Annotated in this window: 17 protein-coding genes; 10 read left to right on the top strand and 7 right to left on the bottom strand. The window is 66.9% G+C overall.

From position 1 onward, the window contains the following. Positions 1–216: 216 nt before the first annotated feature. Positions 217–675, bottom strand: a complete 459-nt coding sequence (locus JN22_RS29290; protein ID WP_085557458.1) for a hypothetical protein — start codon at positions 673–675, stop codon at positions 217–219. 396 nt (positions 676–1,071) lie between these two features. On the opposite strand from JN22_RS29290, the gene JN22_RS29285 reads away from it, so the two are divergent. Further along, positions 1,072–1,932, top strand: coding sequence for an urea carboxylase-associated family protein (locus JN22_RS29285; RefSeq protein WP_085557457.1), 861 nt, complete (start codon positions 1,072–1,074; stop codon positions 1,930–1,932). A 687-nt stretch (positions 1,933–2,619) separates the two neighbouring features. Here the strand turns inward: JN22_RS29285 and JN22_RS29280 are convergent. Together JN22_RS29280 and JN22_RS29275 are read right to left on the bottom strand one after the other, a co-directional pair. After that, positions 2,620–2,982 carry a hypothetical protein gene (locus JN22_RS29280; protein ID WP_085557456.1) on the bottom strand — a complete coding sequence of 121 codons (363 nt, stop codon included), beginning with the start codon at positions 2,980–2,982 and terminating at the stop codon, positions 2,620–2,622. A gap of 130 nt (positions 2,983–3,112) precedes the next feature. Continuing rightward, positions 3,113–3,736 carry a hypothetical protein gene (locus tag JN22_RS29275; RefSeq protein ID WP_085557455.1) on the bottom strand — a complete coding sequence of 208 codons (624 nt, stop codon included), beginning with the start codon at positions 3,734–3,736 and terminating at the stop codon, positions 3,113–3,115. Between the two features lie 1,347 nt (positions 3,737–5,083). Between JN22_RS29275 and JN22_RS29270 the strand changes: the two genes are divergently transcribed. From JN22_RS29270 to JN22_RS29245, 6 genes are all read left to right on the top strand, one after another. Continuing rightward, the gene (locus tag JN22_RS29270) at positions 5,084–5,809 is read left to right on the top strand and encodes an AAA family ATPase (protein WP_179166290.1); all 726 of its coding nucleotides are present in this window, start codon (positions 5,084–5,086) and stop codon (positions 5,807–5,809) included. Positions 5,810–5,857: 48 nt separating this feature from the next. Beyond that, on the top strand, positions 5,858–6,112 hold the full coding sequence (locus JN22_RS29265; RefSeq protein ID WP_085557453.1) for a hypothetical protein: 255 nt from the start codon (positions 5,858–5,860) through the stop codon (positions 6,110–6,112). 202 nt (positions 6,113–6,314) lie between these two features. Further along, positions 6,315–6,743 (top strand): hypothetical protein, encoded by a 429-nt coding sequence (locus JN22_RS29260; protein WP_085557452.1) that lies wholly within the window; start codon positions 6,315–6,317, stop codon positions 6,741–6,743. A 289-nt stretch (positions 6,744–7,032) separates the two neighbouring features. Next, entirely contained in the window at positions 7,033–7,695 is a 663-nt protein-coding gene (locus JN22_RS29255) for a SprT-like domain-containing protein (RefSeq protein WP_085557451.1), read from the top strand. Between the two features lie 478 nt (positions 7,696–8,173). Continuing rightward, a complete protein-coding gene (locus JN22_RS29250; protein WP_085557450.1) occupies positions 8,174–8,404 on the top strand; it encodes a hypothetical protein in 231 nt (76 codons plus the stop codon). Between the two features lie 144 nt (positions 8,405–8,548). Beyond that, complete coding sequence (locus JN22_RS29245; RefSeq protein WP_085557449.1) at positions 8,549–8,905, top strand: hypothetical protein; 357 nt, start codon at positions 8,549–8,551, stop codon at positions 8,903–8,905. Positions 8,906–9,161: 256 nt separating this feature from the next. Here the strand turns inward: JN22_RS29245 and JN22_RS29240 are convergent, their stop codons facing one another. Then, entirely contained in the window at positions 9,162–9,305 is a 144-nt protein-coding gene (locus JN22_RS29240; protein ID WP_223677965.1) for a hypothetical protein, read from the bottom strand. A gap of 408 nt (positions 9,306–9,713) precedes the next feature. Here JN22_RS29240 and JN22_RS29235 point away from each other — a divergent pair, with 408 nt between their 5' ends. Together JN22_RS29235 and JN22_RS29230 are read left to right on the top strand one after the other, a co-directional pair. Further along, complete coding sequence (locus JN22_RS29235; RefSeq protein WP_085557447.1) at positions 9,714–10,070, top strand: helix-turn-helix domain-containing protein; 357 nt, start codon at positions 9,714–9,716, stop codon at positions 10,068–10,070. After that, positions 10,067–11,371, top strand: coding sequence for a type II toxin-antitoxin system HipA family toxin (locus tag JN22_RS29230; protein WP_085557446.1), 1,305 nt, complete (start codon positions 10,067–10,069; stop codon positions 11,369–11,371). Before JN22_RS29235 ends, JN22_RS29230 begins: the two co-directional genes overlap by 4 nt. Before the next feature lie 857 nt (positions 11,372–12,228). Here the strand turns inward: JN22_RS29230 and JN22_RS29225 are convergent. From JN22_RS29225 to JN22_RS29215, 3 genes are all read right to left on the bottom strand, one after another. Next, complete coding sequence (locus tag JN22_RS29225; protein WP_085557445.1) at positions 12,229–13,626, bottom strand: hypothetical protein; 1,398 nt, start codon at positions 13,624–13,626, stop codon at positions 12,229–12,231. Positions 13,627–14,099: 473 nt separating this feature from the next. Continuing rightward, positions 14,100–16,100 (bottom strand): MobA/MobL family protein, encoded by a 2,001-nt coding sequence (locus JN22_RS29220; RefSeq protein ID WP_179166289.1) that lies wholly within the window; start codon positions 16,098–16,100, stop codon positions 14,100–14,102. Positions 16,101–16,551: 451 nt separating this feature from the next. Further along, a complete protein-coding gene (locus JN22_RS29215; RefSeq protein WP_179166288.1) occupies positions 16,552–16,692 on the bottom strand; it encodes a hypothetical protein in 141 nt (46 codons plus the stop codon). 589 nt (positions 16,693–17,281) lie between these two features. Here JN22_RS29215 and JN22_RS29210 point away from each other — a divergent pair. Then, complete coding sequence (locus JN22_RS29210) at positions 17,282–18,250, top strand: IS5 family transposase (RefSeq protein WP_085557438.1); 969 nt, start codon at positions 17,282–17,284, stop codon at positions 18,248–18,250.

Below are 18,250 nucleotides of genomic sequence, written 5' to 3'. Positions count from 1 at the left end.
TCCGCATCGGATGGAGGGTCGGTGGCGGCGAATATGGTCCGGTTTCGCGCAGACAACGGGTCGCGCCGCGAATTTTGTGAAGAATCTGACGAACGGCGGAGCCGGGTCCGTTATGCCTCATAGACGGTCGTCATCGGTGCTTTGACGCTGGATGCGTGCGCCGGTCGGCGTGGATGACCGCCGCCGACGTGCCGCGTGCCGTGCTCAACGCGCCGGTCACGGCCCGAGCAGGATCGATGCGGCAACCCTCCAGTTCGGGTGCTCCAACACCCCGTAACTCCCGGTGGCCTCATGCACCCGGAAGGTCGTCACTGCGTCGAAGGCAACCCCGAAATAGCGCGCCCGTTCCGCGTCCGCCCAGGTCGGGTCGAGGACAGTGCCGGCCTCCGTGACGCACCACGCGTGTGGCATCGGAATTTCATAGTCCGGGTCCAGCGCGTATCCTTCCGCGTAGAGGAAGCGGCCCGGGCACTCCGTAGCTAACCGGAACGCGTTTTGGTAGCACGCCTTCGGTTCGCCCCGGCGGATGCCGCCCGGCAACGCCGCGGGTTCCCAAGAGCGGCCGTAGGTAAGCAAGTGAGTGGCCGCGCAGGGCAGAGCCGGTCGCCGCCGCGCCGGCGCGTTCGAAGAGGCAAGCAGAGTGAGGTGCTGTCGGATCGCCGTTTCGCCGTTCATCGCCACGCTCCAGACCAAGCCCCCGACGACGAGTGTACCACCCGCGCCACGCGGGCTTCGCTGCCAGCGCACCGCGATGGCGTGTCAGCATGCGAAAAGATTGGTCGTTCGCGCTGTTCGATTGCAGATCGCCCACAGCGCGTATGCGCAGAGCCGCCCCTCGCCGTCGGGCCATGCAAGTCCCATCCCCGGCCGACGCCCTGGTCCGGGACCTATGCAGCAACGAATGCGGCCAAAGACCTTCCGCTGTTCGCAGCAAGCGGCTCCTGCTGCAACCTATGAGCGCACCTCCTTTCGCTACACCAGCTCTGGGCTTCACTATCGACGGGCCGGGGCTCGCGCCGGTGCAAGCGGTGCCCCATTCTCATTCAAGCCCATCAGCACCGAAAGAGCCCCATGAAACCGAACCGTCCCGAGCACCCCGCCCCGCCCGACGCAGACGCGCGCCGAAACGTGGCGCCGGTGATCTGCTACCCGGTGGACGGCCTGCCCCCGGCCGACGTCACCGCCTATCGCGCGGCCCGGGAAGGCTGGCGGAAGGCCGCCGAGGTGCGCGTCCCACCGCGCGAGGCCCGGTGCTTCGAGGTGCCGGCCGGGTGGTTCTTCCGCATCGTCAGCGTCGAGGGGCCGCAGGTCGGCGACCTCAACCTGTGGGCGGCGCACGATCCCGGTGAACGTTTCTTCTCCGGCAAAATGCGGGCGCTGCACGGCACGCACCTGTCCACCGGCGACCGGCTGTGGTCCTCGCTGCCGCACCTGCGGCCCATGGCCACCATCACCGAGGACACGCTCGACTGGTACGGGTTCGACGCATACGGCGGCTCGGTTCACGACGTCATCGGGACGCGATGCGATCCCTACACGCACCGCCTGCTCGCCGATGCCGACTATCACCATTGCTGCCACTCCAACCTGACCCGTGCCCTGGCCGACCGCCTGCAGCGCCCGCGCGACGACGTCGAACCGGCGGTGCACGACGTGCTGAACGTCTTCATGTGCACGGGGTTCACCCGCGACACCGGCCAGTACTTCATGAAGGCGAGCCCGGTGCGCCCCGGTGACTTCCTGGAATTCTTCGCCGAGATCGACCTGCTCGGCGCCCTGTCGGCCTGCCCCGGCGGCGATTGCAGCGCCGAGCATTCGAGCGACGTCGCGGCCTGCCACCCGCTCCTTGTCGAGGTCCACCAGCCCAAGGAACCGCCGCGCGGCTGGGTGTCCCCGCCGCGCAATGGCTACCGTAGGGGACACGGCCCCTGACGGCGGGGCAGACCAACGGTTCGGGAGCGGAGTTTGAGCACCGCCGGATACCTCTCCGTTTCGCCGTCCGTTCTCATGCCTGCGGTTCCGCCGACTGGACGGATGAGGAGGCGCCTGGTGCTTCCCCCTGAGTTGATCAGAGGCGTGCGAGGCTGCGATCGTCATCCAGGGCCTCTATGTAGGGCACACGAGCGGAACGGATCATCGGTACGGCGTGCCGGACGGCGCTCCCTGGAACGGGAACTTCGTTCCCCTGTTCAAGCATATTCTGTTCTAAGATTCCGGAGAGGCGGAACCCCGCACCAACCCTGGACGGAGACGGGATGTCGGGGTGAGAAGTACGGGGTTACGGGATCGCGTGTGCGGAGGGCCAGCCGCCGAGGGGTTACTTGTACGGGGCGGGCACGACGCAACATGCCGATGCGGACGCGCCATGCAGCGAGTCTTCCACCTAAGCGTTTGGGCCAGCAGAGATTCTGGGGTGCCAATGCATTGCGAACGCTGATGCCTTCGCAGTGCATGGCCTTGGTGCCCGCCCCGGGCTGAGCGGCGGCGAGGCCGACGGCGGGCCTCACCCTGGGCGTCCTCATCAGTTCCAACTGGCCGCTCCCATCCCGGCCTCCTCTCCGGTTCATGCGCTCCACGCCAAGCTGAGCGATGTGACGCGCCCGGCGGTGGTCGATCCCCTCAGGCGTGGGCCTCCACGTTGAGCTTGGGCTGCAAGGCCAGACGAAGGACTGGCCGGTCAAAATGGGGCATCAGAGCCAGCCCGCCCTGCACGGCCGCGTCCAGGTCGCCGACGGCCGTAAAGACATCCGTGCATTCGAGGCCCACCTGGTAGCCAAGGGATCCGGCCACCAGAAGGAGGTTCTCGATCTGCTCGCGCGCAGCGGGTGAGTGTTCGCCGTGCGACCACGCATGCACCGCATCCCGCAAAAGCCGACACAGGCGGTTGGTGAGAGGAGCGGTGTCCGGCTGCAACACCCTGAGGACCGCATCCGCTTCGATGCAGTTGATCAGCTCGGTACCGTCGCGAACAATCCTCATCATGGCTTTTTCCTGTCGGAACATTGTTGTCGTGCCGACCGCCCGGCGCGGCGGCCCGTAGGGCCGGCCGGCGCGCCGGGACGGGCGACGGATTGGGTGTGCGGTTTGCCGGGCAGCGCGACGCGGGAGGCGGTCAGCGCACCGGCTTGTCCTCGAGCATCTCCGCCGCACGCCGCCGCTGTTCGCGGGCGCGGTCGCGATGCCACTCCGACAGCGGGTACCGGGCACGGACGAACAGCCGCATCGTCCCCAGCCCACATGCGCCGAACCAGGAGCGCTGATCGTCGATGGCCGCCACGGCCGCGCTGTTCATCGCGTCGACCATCGCGGGCCAGCGCTCGTCCTCGCTGCGGTGGTCGCCCCAGCGATTGTTCGAGCACACGACGCTCGACGCGGTTGGGCGCCCTGCTCCACCCGCTCCATTGGACGGAAACGTCACCGTGGTGACGCTCTCGATCCGCGTGTTGCCCAGCCACACAGGCCGGTTGAGGACAAGCTCCGCTTGCAGACATGCCAGAAGAGTTCCCAAGCGCCCGAGATCCAGCACGCAGCGAGCACCGACCGGAACAGTTGCAGAGAAATCGAGGACCCCGACACCGGTACCGGCCTCGAAGCGTCGGAGCCAGCTGTCGACCGGTGCGTAGCGCGGGTCCTCGCGCGGGATGACGGTTCCGTTCAAGCGCAGGCGATGGTCCAGCCAGAAGACGTCGAGGGACGCGTTCTCGTTCAGCGCTTCAGACAGGGATTCGAGGGTCATGGAAAAACTCCGCGTGGTTTCGCATGCCCGAGCGATGCCTGGCCCCTTATGCGTTGGGCGGGCGCCGCCGCGGCGCACAGCCGCGCGGCGGCGCCCGCCCAACGCGCGACGGTGCGGTCACCCCGGCACGTCATGCCGCTCCTGCAGCCGATGCCTACCAACCGGCGGAAGAGCGGCCGGGGCGGCAACCGCGACGGAGCGACACGCGGTGCCTCTGCAGACTGATGCGAGGTCCGTTGCCTCTGCGCGATGCCGATCGCCCCGATTCCGGACAGGCCAGAGTGCGGGCTGGGCCTCGTCGCCATACGCTCGGCACGCTATTCTCAGAAAGAGCGTCCGAAACAAGGACCCGTCCATGCTGGACTTGCCATCGCTCCGTGCCGAAACCGAGGTGCTTCGCGCGCTCAAGAGGCTTCGCGCCGATCTGACCTCCCTTCAACGCGGCAGCCTCCCGACGATCAAGCCGCGGCCGAGCAGGCGCGCCGCAGAGGCCTCCCGCCGAACAGAGCCTTCCATGTGCAAGCGTACATTCCACGTGGATCCGGACGCCGTCTCCGCGCCGTCCGACGGCGCACGGCACCATGGTGGCCGGCAGATGGACCTGCCATTTCCGGATCCAGAACGATAACGCTCTGGCGAGTCCGTCACAGCGCCCGGCAGAGTGACGTGGTGAGCCTGAACGGTCCTCCGGGCATCTCAGGGTAACGGCAGGGTCGATCCGGCTTGGCCGTCCTCACCATCACGGTCATCTTCTGCCGATCATCCCGTCAGCTAACCCATTGCTTGCAAAGCGGGAACCCGCAACCCGCGCCAAGATGTTGCCGATGTCTTCGCCGATCCGGGCTCCGGCGCCAAGCCATTGCCTGAGCAGGGTATTCTGCCGTCCTGGCCCGCCATCCTTGCCGATCTTCCCAAGGCGCCGGTGGAGGCAAGGCAGCCTTCTCAGGAATCTTGCGCGCCGGCCACGACCAGCCGAAATGCCCGGTTCCTTTCCACACGTTGTTCGGACGGTTGGTAACGGAGACCACATCCCGGGTTTCTCTCGTGTTCGCCACAAAAACGTACGCTGCCATCACCGTTCCGCTTACCCGGCTGTGTCCTGAGGCGCTCGAGCACAGGCGTTCCACCCTCACCGGCTGGCCCGGCAGGTGCTCGTGGAGTCTGACCAGCCTTCGGCGGCCCGCCGCCATAGGGTCGGGAGACGTCAGATCTCGCAAGCCCCGCATCGGCGTGCAGCATCGGTCAGCAAACGTATACGCATGACAGTGAGCGACCGCTTGCGCTGACGATCGAACACGGTATCCTTCTGCTCTGAGGGGGCTCAGCCAAGCAATGCGCGAGGACGCAATGGCGCAGCTTCCGATTCTGAAACTCCACGATCCGACGTTCCTGCCCGCCGCCGTCACGATCACGGTCGGCAACATCAAGGGCGGCGTCGGCAAAACGACGCTGGCCACCAATCTCGCGGTCTGGGCAGCGGTCCGACGCTTCGCAAAGACCGCTCTCATCGACACCGATGCGCAGCAGTCGGCCACGACCTTCGCCAACATGCGCGCCGAGACGCTCGGCGATCCGCTCTTCACCTGCGTGTCGATCCTCAACGCCGAGGCCCTGAAGGTCCATGCCAGGCGCATCGCCGCGGACCATGCGCTGACCATCATCGACGCCGGCGGCCGCGACACGGCGACCCTGCGTCACGCGCTCCTGATCTCGGACGCCGTGCTCATCCCGCTCGGCCCGCGCGCTTACGATGTCTGGGTCCTGCAGCAGATGGTTGACCTGATCGCTCAGGCGAGGGCGTACAACCAACGCCTCCAGGCCTTCGCGGTCCTGAGCATGGCGGACCTCCGTGGCGCCGAGAGCCGGGACGTCGCTCGGATGCTCACCGATCTCAATGGCGTGGAGTTTCTCGATACCCCCATTCGCAAGCGCAGCGCCTGGTTCCGGGCAGCGGCTGACGGCAAGGGCGTCGTCGAGGCGAAGCCCCGGGACAACGGTGCGATCGAGGATCTCGAGGCGCTGACCGGAGCCCTCTTCGAGCGTGTTCGGGCGTCAGCAACGATCCGCGCCTGACCACACCCGTAAACCATCGTCAACGCACGTAGACGCGAGGAACCGGTTATGCGCATCAAGATGCCAACCACGAAGGCCGTGCCAACCATCACCGAGCCGAACGAGGACGCGAAAACGGCCGAAGCCTGGGCAAATGGCCCCCCTGCCGCGTCGGCGAAGAGGCGTTCGCAGCCAAAGCGGAAGACCCCACCCAAGCTGCTCCGCTCGTACCGCCTGCCGCAACGTCTGCTGGATCGGATCGGGCTGGTGTCCAACGAGATCGGCCTTCCCGAGTACACCATTGTCGAACTCCTGCTCAACTAGGCCCTCGCCGCCCGAGGTGTCCCGAAGACACTCGACAAGCCCGGATGATCCCGGCTCCGGCCGGCCTGAACGTCATCGCAACACACGAACCCGTCCGCGCGTCCCCGCCGGTGCTGTTCGGACGCGAGCTGATTTGCCTGGTCACGACGCCGGACAAGATGGTGATGGAAGCAGCACCTTAACCGTCCTTCGGAATGCCCTCATGATGATCCGCCTTCGCAACGGCCCGCGCCGCCAGACGATCCAGTTGATCCGCACGGTCTACAGCCCGGAAAGGGGCCGCGGTGCGCAGACCGTGGTCGCCCGTTTGCCCGCTTCGGCGACCACGCTCCCTCCGCGGGTGTCGGCATGCCTGACCGCCGACGAGCGGGCACAGGTCGAAGATTTCTTCGAGAACCGCCGCAAGCGCCATGCGGTGCAGCTCGCCGACTACAACGCCGTCCACTTGAGCGCTTGTGCGGACATGATGGTGCTCGCCGCGTCCGCCTCCGGCGGATTGACGACGGTGCAGGCCGCCGCGGAGCGCGCCGGCATCGGGACCGCTCTGCGCCGCCTGTTCACGGCCTTGTACGGCGACTCCGTGCGCGTGGTTGTCCGTCGGCCGGCGCTTCCCCGCGCCAAGAGCGGATGATCTGGCGCGGCGGAGCCGCACTCCAGCGGCTGCTACGCCCACAGTTCGTCCCAAGCGCGCGTCGAGCCCTAACAGTGTGCGGAAAAAGTCTCGTCGGAGGCCAAGGGCTACAATATGCGGTATTCGCCTTTGCAATTCGGCCACAACATAAGGCGCACCTACCTCCTTTGCCCGACTTTTTCCGCAGCCTGCTAAGGCCCCGGCGCCAGACGATTCAGCCGGCCCCGTACATGGCAGCCCTTGGCAGCCAAATCGGGCCTTGTACCGTACGATACAAACGAGATCAGGCATGACCGCCATCACCGTCGAGCAGTACGCCGCTCTCCAGCGCGCCTTCGACCACTTCAACGCGACACTGTTCGACGGAACGTTGCCCCAGGTGCTCATCACCTTCCAGCGCAGCAAGCGCTTCAAGGGCTACTTTTCCCCCGAACGCTTCGAGAGCCTGGCGGCATCTGGCGAGCGGCGGCACGAAATCGCCTTGAACCCGGATGTGTTCGACCGCGGCCAAGCCGAGATCCTCTCCACTTTGGTCCATGAGATGGTCCATCTGTGGCAAGAGGAGTTCGGGAAGCGCTCGCGCGGCGGCTATCACAACGCGGAATGGGCGGCCAAGATGAAGGCCGTCGGCCTGCACCCGAGTGACACGGGCGCGCCGGGCGGTAAGGAAACGGGACAGAGGGTGACGCACATCATCGTCACGGACGGACCCTTTGATCGTGAGGCAGCCAAACTGCTGGCGGACGGCATCGCCATCGCCTGGAGGTCCGACGTCCCGAAGGCCGGCGCCGCGAAGAAGGATAAGGTCGCCTATACCTGCGGATGTGGGACGAAGGTGTGGGGGAAACCGGGCCTCAGGGTGATCTGCGGCGACTGCGCGGAACTCCTCGCTTCTGTGGCGGCGCAGCAGGGTGACGGCGTGGAGCTGGTCCAACCGCGTGGCGCCGGCTGATCGGGACCTTCCTGCGCGGCCGTGCTATCGGCCGTGGCGAGACGGTGCTGCGGTCTGCCTGCAAGCCCGTCCGCAGGGATTCCGGGGCGGCGTTCCGGAAAGTTCGGTTCGCCCTCGCGGCAGAGACGTCTCCGCGGGCACCGGTGCTCCCTGTGTACAAGCACGAGCCCGCAGACCAGCATCGTCGCGTCCGCCGAGCAACCACCACCATCCTACCGGGACATGCCGATCGCCGCTTACCAAGCCTCCTGTGCGACGCGGACGGCATTGAAATCACTTTCGTCGCCGACTCTCCCCATAAACACAGCGCCGCCGGGCGGACCATCGTATGTTGGCCGACGCAGGAGGTCGGAAAGCCGTGTCGGTTCAGCAGTGATCGGTATCCGCAGATCTCCTGGCCGGTCATGCCTCGGGCAGGCACTCCCGGATCATCCTGATCCTGTGGTAAAGAAGCCCAGGATTCATCGGGAACACCAACGTGCCGAATACGACAACCTGGATGACACGCCACGCGGTGACACGAGCCTATGGCTGCGATCTCACGGTGATGTGGCGCGGGCCCGATGTGTGGGCGTGGCTCATCAACGTGGCCGGCGAGCACGTCGCCTCCGGCACGGCGCGCACCATGGAGGGCGCTCAGGGTGCCGCGCTGCGCGCCGCCAAGGCTCATAGTGACAACGGTGGGCGCGTCCAGCTTCCCCTACTCTGAGGCCTCGTCCTCGGTGCAGCGGTGTGCGGGCGCAGAGTGGCTCGATCATGTCCGCAGGCGGACAACATAGCCCCGCAATCATCCGCCTAGCCGCGGTATCCGCTGATGCGGTACATCGGCGTTCCAAGTGAACGTGGAGCCGCCATGTCCCCCTCCGACGATCCTGACTTCGGCGCCAAGGAACGCGACCTCATCCGGCGCGAGTTCATGCAGCGCATGTCCAGCGCTCGCAGCATTCATGACGGGTTCCTGCTGCGGCGGTGGTCGACGGGCGAGCGCAAGGGGCAGCCGAAGGTCCCGGCCGCCGTTCAGAGCATGCTGGACCGCGGCCTTGTGGCGCTGGACGACTTCGACAAGCACTGGCCCGTGGCCCGTTTCACAACGGCAGGGTTCCGTGCCTTGCGGCGGATGGCCGCCGACCGCCGGGCCTTCACCCCGGAGAGCCACGCACGACTCCTCGAGGAGGTCGCCGCGCTAACTGGGGTGGACGATGACACGTAGGCATCGGATCGCGATCGGCGACCGCTACGCGCGTGCCAGTACGCCCCGGCACAGATTCTCTGGTGGACAAACCCGGACACCCGTCGCACGCCGCGGCTGCGGGCAGAAGATGGCACACCGTATGAAGAGGTGCTGGTTGGCGTGTCCGCGCTAACCGATTCCACCACATGGCGGCGGCTGGACTGAAGCCACCAGCTCCGGCCGTCGGCATCCCCGCGGCTTTGTGCCGGGCATCGACGTCGCTCGCGACCAACCGTCATGATGAGCAGGTCACAACGAGGGCTCCGTCCTGATCCTCCTGGTCATTGCCGGTGAAGACGCCGGTGACTGGCTGCAGCTTGGCCTCCGCCAGGAACGCGAGCAGGTTGTCGATCTCCTTCAGCATCAGCGTGGTGGGCAACAGATGGATGATGGCGGAGTGGACCTCGGCGCGGAGGCCGCCCGCCTGGGCTGCCGGGGTCTGACTTGCCGCGGCAGCCGGCCACGCCCCCGCAGCCCACATGGCGGTCCGGGGGGCCAGGGCCGCCAGCCGGCAACACGCGTCGGACCTTGTGCCCGTCGATCACAAACCATGCGGCAGAGATTTCCTGGGAGCAGGGTGGACAAGGCGCCCGGGCGGCGAAACATGTGGTGGAAGCTCAGTCCTTCTCGGCAAGCATCCTGCCTCCGCGGGAGGAGGACGCTTGCTGCACGGTTCGGTGTCCGCCTCGTACAGCGCGATCCGACTTGATACCTTCTAAGGTATGATTTGCATTCTCCACATCATATAGCGTATAGCTGTCGACTAGAATTTGATACCGTATACGGTATGGATGAGGCTGATTATTCGCTTAGCGGGGTGATCGCGATGCAAGCACGTGAACGGTTTGGCGCGCGTATGCGCTCGTTGCGGCGCTTGCGCGGTTTCTCACAAGCAGCCCTTGCCGAACGAACGCGGCGCACACAGGCACGTGTCGCTGCCGTCGAAGGGCGCGGTGACCCCCAGCTCACAACGATCCTGGCGCTGACGGAAGCCTTGCGGGCGGTCCTCGTCCCGGTTCCGATCGAGCGTTTGGCGGAGGTCGAGCGTCTGCTCGACCTGAACGACCGTGAGGCCAAGCCGGACGAGCGCGTCCCGAGTGCGCTCGAGGAACTCTTCATCGCGTCCGACGAGGATGAGCCATGAGCCGCAAGGCCGAAATGTTGGGGGTCTACCTCGAGCCAACGGCGAGCGCCTCGGTGCGAGTCGGGAGTCTGCTGCTCGACAGCAAGCAGAGCGTCCGCTTCGTCGTCGACCAGGGATATATCGACCTCGGGCCGGAACGTCCGATCCTCAGCGCAGCGTGGTGGTTCCCGGGTGACGAGGAGCGGACCGTCGCACGCCTCTCGGACGCACGCGACAAGACGGGCCTGCTGGGTCTCTTGCCCGCCTGGTTCCGGAACGTGCTGCCGGAAGGCGCCCTACGGGTCGCCGTCGAACGGCAGATGGGACCAGGAATCCACACCGACTTCGACATCATGAAGCGCGTCGGGCACGATCTGCCCGGCGCCGTCGTCGTCCGGGACGAGGGGTACGCCCCGCCCGCCAGGGTGGCCGACCACACCGCCGACGACCTGCCGCCGATCCGCTTCGGTCTGGCCGGCGTGCAGATGAAGCTCTCCGTCCTCAAGGAGGGTGAGGGGCTGACGGTGCCTGCCGAGGGCCAGTACGGCTCCATCATCGCCAAACTGCCAAGCCGGCAGCGCGGGCTGGAGTTCCTGCCTGAGCTGGAATTCTCGGCAATGCGCCTCGCCACGGCCGCTGGCGTCACGGTCGCGGCCTGCGAACTGATCCCGCTGGGCAAGCTGCGCGGAATCGGTCCCGAGCACCGCAAACACGGCGAGCATGCCCTGGCGGTGACCCGGTTCGACCGCGCGTCCGGCGCACGCGTCCACATCGAAGACTTCGCCCAGATCTTCGGGGCGGTGGACAATCAGAAGTACACGATCGCAAACGAGGAAACACTGTGGAACGGTATCAAGCGCTTTGCCGCCGACCCCAACGGTGATCTGCTCGAAGCGGTGCGCCGCTTCACCGTGAACGTGCTGCTTGGCAACGGCGATGCGCACCTCAAGAACACCAGCCTGATCTATCCTGACGGACGCACGGCCCACTTGAGCCCGGCATACGACATCGTCCCGACATTCTGCCTGGATGGGGACGACACGCTGGCCATCCCCCTCGGGCGCGCCAAGACGATGGCCGACGTGACGTTGGAGACCTTCCGCAGGCCCGGCATGCTGCTCAGCCTGGATCCCCGCCTGCTGACCGACGAGGCGAAGCGCACGGTGGAACGGGCGGCTGACGAATGGCCCGCCTTGCTGCCCAACCTCCCGCTCGTGAAAGGCCACGCCGAGAAGCTGCGCGGGCGCTGGGAGGCGGTGGCGCTCGCGGAAGGACATCGTCAGGTCTTCCTGTCCGGGTTTGGTGCCAACCGTTCGTCCTGATCACTGCCGCGCCTCCGAGGGAACGCCGGCCGGTGCCAAAGAAACGTGAGCACGCCACGCTCAGCGTCCTAGAGGGCGGGTACCGTGCAGCCGCAGATCCGAAGCGTGGCGGATCGCTCCGGCTATCTCTGATCCGCCGGCCCCGGCAGCCGGTCAGCCGCCCGGCCGGTCGTGCGTCCCCGCGACGGCTGGCCGAGGAGATCGTCTGTCGGCCCGCGGGGTGCTCTACCCTGCCCGTCCACACCGGCTTGCCATCGCACGCGGCCTGGACCAGCCGGGGCGGCACGGCTCCGGCATCCCCGACACCCATTGCGCAGGGGTAAGCGAAGGCATTGCGTTCGCACCGCGATTCCTGTGGACGATCAATCTTTTAGTGCGATTCGAGAGCTCGACACGCCCTGGCCCCTGGCGCGTTTCACGGCGATGGGGCTCCGCGCCCTGCGGCGGACGGCCGCCAACGACCAGGCCGCTCCCGCAGAGCCCATGGTCGGCTCCTCCTCCCTCAAGGCGGTCGCCGCGCTGATGGGGTGGACGATGACGCGTACGCATCGGATTGGGGGCGGCGACCGCTATGCGCGTGCCGGCACGCCTCGGCACAGCCGCCTTGTGGTGGGCGCTGGTAGACAAGCCCGGACACCTGTCGCGCGGCCAGCTGAAGGCCGAGGGTGGGGTACGCCCCGTGACTAAGTGCTGGTCGGCATGTCGGCCTTGAGCAACCCCGCCGCATAGCGACGGCTGGGCCGACGTCAGCATCAGGCAATCCTGAAGCGCAGGGCAGCCCCGCCGCAGCGGCTTCACGTCCACTCTCCGTCCACCCTGCTGCCGGCGGGTGCCGCGTCCTTGCCCATGCGGCTCTCCTAGGCGGCAGCGGCCTGTCCCTGCCTCGCCCCTGCCTGCAGGGGCGAGGCAGGGACAGGCACGGCCACCATACAACCGGACGGACCTGTCTCACTGGTCCCTGTTGTCGTTCGCGCCTTGTTCCTTTGCCTCCGGTACCACGTCGCGCGGCTGCATCCCTCGACCTTCCACGGCTCCTCGTGAGACAGGCTGTTCGCCTCGTACTCGGCACGCGGGGTGGCACCCGCGGCGCGGCGGTCACGCTGCTTCCTCTGCCGGTCGCGCGTCCTCTTGATCTCGGGGCTGGCAAAGTGGCGCAGGTCGAGGTCGATCATCTCCCACTCGGTGATCTTCAGCCGTTTGATGATGGTCGCGTCCTGGAAGGCGTATCGCTGGTCGACGTCGTGGCCCCGGTAGTTGACCTTCTCGCCCCGGAAGGCACGTTCCGCCCGTGCCAGCACCGACGCCATCCGGGAGCGCATCTCTGATTCTGACCAACCGGCCGCCTCGTGTGCCAGCGCCTCGGCTTCGCGGAGGAGCACCGCGGGCGGCACCAGGTAGGACATGGCGGTCGTCGCAAGAAAGAGCCACTCGTCACGTGATCCCGACGGAATGCCGTCCGGCCAGCGCCCGGCACGGAGTTTCTGCAAGTCGGTCAATCGCCCTTCCCACAGCGTCGCAATCGAAAAGTTCGCCGGCGCCACTGCCTTGACACGATCGTCCTTGGCAGCCCGGCGCTTCGCCCGCTCGGCGCGCAGTGCGACCAGCTCGGCGCGCGGCAGGGGCAGGATCTCGTCCGCCAAAGTGTCGAAATCCCAGGTGTCACCGAAGTCGGTGATCGCCTCGACCGGGCTGCCGGATTTGGCGTTGATGGTGCCGATCAGGCGCAGCACGCGCGCGGCGTCGGTCGCCGCCGGGTCGGCGCCAAACGGCGCCAGCGTTGCGCCGAGCACCTTCTGGCACGCTCGCCAGCGGGGCAGCGCGGCGCGCGGCGCGGCGGTGTGCCGCCACACCAGAGCGAGACCGCGACCGGTGGATACGGCCAACGAAGGCGCCGGTATGTTTTCGTCGTCCAGGGCCATACGGGTCGCGATGAGGAGCTGATCGGGGCTCAGGTTGGCGTAGCGGCCCTTGTAGTAGTCGAGATCGACGAACAGCGCGTTCAGCTCGGCAAGCTGAGCCACCACCCGGCGCACACCCCAGAAGCGGTTTTGCGAGATGAAGACTTCGGGGCGCCCGGCGAACTCCTGCACGGCACCTCCGAGATCGGCGATGGGGATCGACCGCTCCTGCCAGGTGCCCACCGTACGCGTGGCAATGGTGACCCGCCCCCGGCCACCGGCGTGAAGCGCGATCCCATGTGCCGCGGGCGAGTCGATGCGCCCCGATCGATCCGGAATCATGGAAAGAGACATCATGCGGACGCTTGGCTCCCAACGTGAGCGTTCGTTTACGCCGTTCCACCATAGCGCGAGTCAGACGCCGCCATCCCTGTCAGCAGCTTCTGATGTCCATGGGAGTCACGACATCCGCTGTGCTCATATTGTCCGCTTCGACGGGACGTGAAACGAATCTCGACCGAGCGGCTGGCCATTCGTCCGCTGCCAACCGTCCAGCCTGTGCCCAGCAGCTCGGGACAATCGGATGCCCCCTGCCACGGACGTGAAGAAGCCGGAGGATTTGGCCGCTTAGCGACCGAGCGAGGGTCGGTTGAGTGCGTGGCGCAGTGGAACATCGTCCGCGCGTGTTAGGGCGCGTGCAGTCCCGGCGCCTCGGAAGCGCCGCCGAACGTGTAACGCCGTATACGGGTGTCCACGGGAAACGCGCCCTCGTCGTCTCGCCCTCTCTGCCACCGCCATGGGCGGCCAGGATCAGTCAGTCCCTGTCGACGTTAGCGCGCGCGCTCGGTCGGTTGCGGTTGCACGTGCTTGTCGGCCACCGTCTTGAGTTGCGCGAGGTCGCCGCGCAGACTGCGCAGCACGTCACCGCCATAGCGGTGGGACTTTTCGAACAGCGCATCGGCCAGACGCTGCAGTGTGGTCGCATCCTCGTGCAGGGCCATCTGCTTGGCGTTCAGGTGCTGGTCCTTGATGGCCACGCGGGCCAACTCGGCGCGTACGCGCTGGTCGTGCCGCACGGCATGATCGTCGTCGGCAGCGTCGGCCTTCAGGTACTCGCGCAGCGCCAGGCGGGCGCTCTTCGCGTCGGGGGCAACACGGTAGATCTCGATGGTCTGATCCTCCACAGTCAGGGCGGCCATGCGCGGCATCACCGCCTCGATCAGCACCGCCAACTTGCTCTGCGCGCGTTCTTTGACCGTGCTGAGCCAGATGCTCAGGACACGCACGGCGTGTTCGACCACGCTGGTGAGCGTCTGCACCTGACGGCGCAGCAGCGTGTTCTGCGTTTCCAGGCGGTCGGCTTCCTCCATCCGCAGTTGCGCCTCTCGCCGGGCCCTCGTCAGTTCCTCGTCCTTGGCGCGCATGGCGCCGGCATGCACGCGGATCACGCCGGCCATTTCCTCGGTGCGATCGCGGTTGATCTTGTCGATACGGGCCCTTACCCGGGCCTCAGCCGCTTGCTGAACACGGATCGCGCGGGCGCCGCTGTCCATCACCGCCCACAGCTCGTCCTGCTCGCAGCCGTACGCGCGGCAAAGCACCGTCAGCGTCTCCTCGAGCGATGATGCGCGTTGCGCGGCCGCTGCCTGGGCGGCCCGCTCGGCCTCAAGCTCCTTCCTGGCAATCTCCCGCTCGGCCGTGACCGCATCGCGCTCCATCTCAGCGTCGGCAACGCGCCTCAAGGCGTCCAGGGCACATCGGCGCCATTCGTCACCTCGTCCTGCGGCGAGTTCGGCGGCCCCGGCGGCGACAATAGCTGCCTGCTCCGCCTCAAGGGCGCGCTCGCGGTCGCGGTCCTGTTCGGCTTGGCGACCCCGCAGGTCGGTCTCCCATTCAGCCAGATGCTGCTGGCGCGCATCGAGTTCGGCAACGGCCATCTCCAGCTGCTTGGCCTGGCGATTGTGCTTGGCCTTGCTGGCGTCGTGCGGTTTGCCCTTCTCAGCCGCGATAGTGGTGCTGGCTCCAACGTGGCGCTGTGGCGCCCGGTCGGTGATCCCCAACGTTTCGAAGGACTCGACCTCCAGGCGGACCGGTGCGCCCCACGTCTCCAACATCGGGTTTACATAGTCGCGCCAATGCCGGCGGATCGCAAACTTGCCGGACCGGTCGGCGAAGGTGTCGATGACGTACTGCCGGCGCACACGCGTCCGCTTGCCACCGTCGCTGCGGGCCTCCGCGCGCTTTCGCGCCTCGTATTCCGTCTCCAGCTCGTTGATGACAATGACGTGGGCATGGGGATTTCTGCCCCGGTTTCGGTGAATTGCGCACACCGCCACCGGCTTGCGATTCTTCCCGCGCGGGCTGCGTTCGCCGTTGCGGGTCAGGCTTACCATCCAGCCCTTCATCAGCTCGCGCTGCTGGTCATCGGTGATGTCACGCGGCAGCGCCAGAATGAAGCCCTTGATGATTCCGCTACGGCGCTTCGTCACGAATCCCTTCCACTCCCTCAGCTGCTTCTCGATGGCGGCACGGCGCTCCGCCGTGAGCGACTTGCGCCCGCTGTCCAGGAGCTTCTTCTGCTCATCGCGATGTGCCCGCTCCCACGCCTTCTGATCGGCGAAGGACGCCGACAGAGCCTTGCTGGTGGCATTGATGACGTCGCCCGAGGGTGCATCCTTTGGCAGGTCGAGGCCGGTGTGGATCAGATCGCTGTCGTGCATCTTGTCGTCGTCGACGTTGTAGTCGAGCTGCCGCATGGCGCCTTTGTGCGTCGTGATCCCCTTGATGTTGACGGTCAGGTGCAGCATCCTGGTGGTGAAGGGTGCGGTCACGGCATCATCCTCTGAGCTCATGCGTCGTGAGCTCCCGCGTTAAGAGTGACCGGCCTGCCGGTCACGCCCCGAAAGGCCGCTTGCGGCCGGAGGGCTTAACGCAAAGTGCGCTGGGGTTCATCCCCGGTGCGACGCTAAGCAGGAGCGTGGTCGCAGAAGCTTCAGCCCGCAACGGGTGCACCCGGAAAAGCTGTGCGACCTGAAAGAAATTCGGCACAGCCCCTCTCATCGCCCCCGAACTCCATACCCCAGCAGCGCCGGAACGGCGCGCGGCCTCGCTCCGCTCGGCCGAAGTCACGTCCCAGGTTGGCGCCGTTGGCGCCCTGCCACGCCCAACTGGTTCCCGGCCCTACGGCCCAAGCACCCTCCCCGCCCCTTCCAATGCAACCATCCGGGGGCTGCTCCGCAGCCCCGAAGCAACCATCCTGCGCGGCTTCGCCGCGCCGCTTGCTCAGGCTTGGTGTAGCGGTCCCTGCAACGCCTGGGCCTCGCCCTCGCTCAGCTCGCGGATCAGCGCCCGGTCGCGCGCGCCGATCCGGGTCAGACCGCCGATCGATGCGTCGACGAAGGCGCGGTTTGGGCAAGAGCACATCTGGCTCTCGTGTATACGCTCGCACACGATTACGGCTCTGCAAGCAAGGCACTGCGCCGCCACGATCACCGGTCGTCCTCCATGGTTGGGGGCTGTATACTGGAGCGCTCACAAGGAGGGAGCAATGGCCGACGAACCGCTGTTTGTGTCGACTCCGCGCCCGGTGCGGTTCGCCCCGGACGGCACCCCGTGGCCAATCTGCCCGTGCGGCGAACACCAAGCCTCGGCGCCCAGCTGGCACGGCTGGCACGGTTGCCCCTGCGGCGGCGCCACGGGCGAGATCACGAGCCTCGGCACCGCGCATTGGATCCTGCAAGACAGGCCCCTTGTCGAGCAACGGCGCCAAGCCCGGCACACACGCACGGAGGCTGAGATAGCAGTCCGATTGCAGGCCAAGATCCGCTGAGGCGGACCATATACGTCAGCGAGATCACGTTCCGCTGAGGGATGGGGTCGTTGTAGCGCCAGACTTCAGGGCGGCTAGGCGCAGACCGGGGCCGCCCTTTTTCTGTCTACCCTCGTATGACGTTGGTGCAAAATGGCCGGGCCGGTGGTGTGCGAAAGCGGCCCCGCTGAAGCCGAGCCTGCGATGCCATACAAAATGAACGAGAGCTGCCGCCACAAGATCCCGAAGGTCCGGTACCGTGTGGAGAACTGGTCAGCTTACGATGCGGCGCTGCGCCGGCGGGGTGACCTGACGATCTGGGTGTCGCCGGAGGCGATCGCCGCGTGGACGCCGCCCGCCACGGAGCGGCGTGGCCGGCCGGTGCGGTACTCAGACTTGGCGATCGAAGCCGGGATGCTGCTGCGCCTGGCCTTCGGTCGGCCGTGGCGCCAGACCGAGGGGCTGCTGGGATCGCTCATGCGCCTGCTCGGCCTGGAGTTGCCGGTCCCCGATCACACCAGCTTCTCCCGGCGCAGCGCCGACCTGGAGGTGGTAAGCGAACTGACGAAGACGGACGGGCCGGTCACCGTGGTCATCGATTCCACCGGGCTGAAGGTGTTCGGCACGGGCGAGTGGCATCTGGAAAAGCACGGCGGCCAAGCGCGCCGGAGCTGGCGCAAACTCCATCTGGCCGTCAATCCCGATACCGGCGAGATCCTCGCCTCGGAGCTGACGAGCAACGAGGAAGGGGATGCCTCTCTGGTTCGCCCGTTGCTCGACCAGATCGCCCGCCCGATCGGCACGGTGCTGGCGGACGGCGCCTACGACGGCGAGCCCGTCTATCGTGCTGTCGCCGAGCGTGCGCCGGACGCCGAGGTGATCATCCCGCCGCGCGCGACTGCGGTGGTGAGCGACATCGCCGAGAGCGCGCCCACCCGGCGCGACCGCCACATCCAGATGATCAAGGAGCATGGTCGGCTGGGCTGGCAGCGAGCCGTCCAATACGGCAGGAGATCGTTGGTCGAGGTGGCGATGCTTCGGTACAAGGTTTTGATCGGACGCAGCCTGCGCGCCCGCACTCTGCCCGCACAAAAAGCCGAAGCCAAGGCCGCCTGCGCCGTCATCAATCGCATGACCAGTCTTGGCATGCCGATCTCCCGGAAGGTCGCCTGA

It is taken from the genome of Azospirillum agricola (assembly GCF_020005195.1).
In the GTDB taxonomy this organism is placed as follows: Bacteria; Pseudomonadota; Alphaproteobacteria; order Azospirillales; family Azospirillaceae; genus Azospirillum; species Azospirillum agricola.
The sequence above is the reverse complement of the archived record's forward strand: the minus strand, read 5'-3'. Positions and strand labels throughout refer to the sequence as shown.

What these genes read in the sequence shown, in the direction of transcription:
- JN22_RS29290 (WP_085557458.1), bottom strand. Translation starts at nt 675, where the DNA reads ATGAACGGCGAAACGGCGATCCGACAGCACCTCACTCTGCTTGCCTCT.
- JN22_RS29285 (WP_085557457.1), top strand. Translation starts at nt 1,072, where the DNA reads ATGAAACCGAACCGTCCCGAGCACCCCGCCCCGCCCGACGCAGACGCG.
- JN22_RS29280 (WP_085557456.1), bottom strand. Translation starts at nt 2,982, where the DNA reads ATGATGAGGATTGTTCGCGACGGTACCGAGCTGATCAACTGCATCGAA.
- JN22_RS29275 (WP_085557455.1), bottom strand. Translation starts at nt 3,736, where the DNA reads ATGACCCTCGAATCCCTGTCTGAAGCGCTGAACGAGAACGCGTCCCTC.
- JN22_RS29270 (WP_179166290.1), top strand. Translation starts at nt 5,084, where the DNA reads ATGGCGCAGCTTCCGATTCTGAAACTCCACGATCCGACGTTCCTGCCC.
- JN22_RS29265 (WP_085557453.1), top strand. Translation starts at nt 5,858, where the DNA reads ATGCGCATCAAGATGCCAACCACGAAGGCCGTGCCAACCATCACCGAG.
- JN22_RS29260 (WP_085557452.1), top strand. Translation starts at nt 6,315, where the DNA reads ATGATGATCCGCCTTCGCAACGGCCCGCGCCGCCAGACGATCCAGTTG.
- JN22_RS29255 (WP_085557451.1), top strand. Translation starts at nt 7,033, where the DNA reads ATGACCGCCATCACCGTCGAGCAGTACGCCGCTCTCCAGCGCGCCTTC.
- JN22_RS29245 (WP_085557449.1), top strand. Translation starts at nt 8,549, where the DNA reads ATGTCCCCCTCCGACGATCCTGACTTCGGCGCCAAGGAACGCGACCTC.
- JN22_RS29235 (WP_085557447.1), top strand. Translation starts at nt 9,714, where the DNA reads ATGGATGAGGCTGATTATTCGCTTAGCGGGGTGATCGCGATGCAAGCA.
- JN22_RS29230 (WP_085557446.1), top strand. Translation starts at nt 10,067, where the DNA reads ATGAGCCGCAAGGCCGAAATGTTGGGGGTCTACCTCGAGCCAACGGCG.
- JN22_RS29225 (WP_085557445.1), bottom strand. Translation starts at nt 13,626, where the DNA reads ATGATGTCTCTTTCCATGATTCCGGATCGATCGGGGCGCATCGACTCG.
- JN22_RS29215 (WP_179166288.1), bottom strand. Translation starts at nt 16,692, where the DNA reads ATGTGCTCTTGCCCAAACCGCGCCTTCGTCGACGCATCGATCGGCGGT.
- JN22_RS29210 (WP_085557438.1), top strand. Translation starts at nt 17,282, where the DNA reads ATGCCATACAAAATGAACGAGAGCTGCCGCCACAAGATCCCGAAGGTC.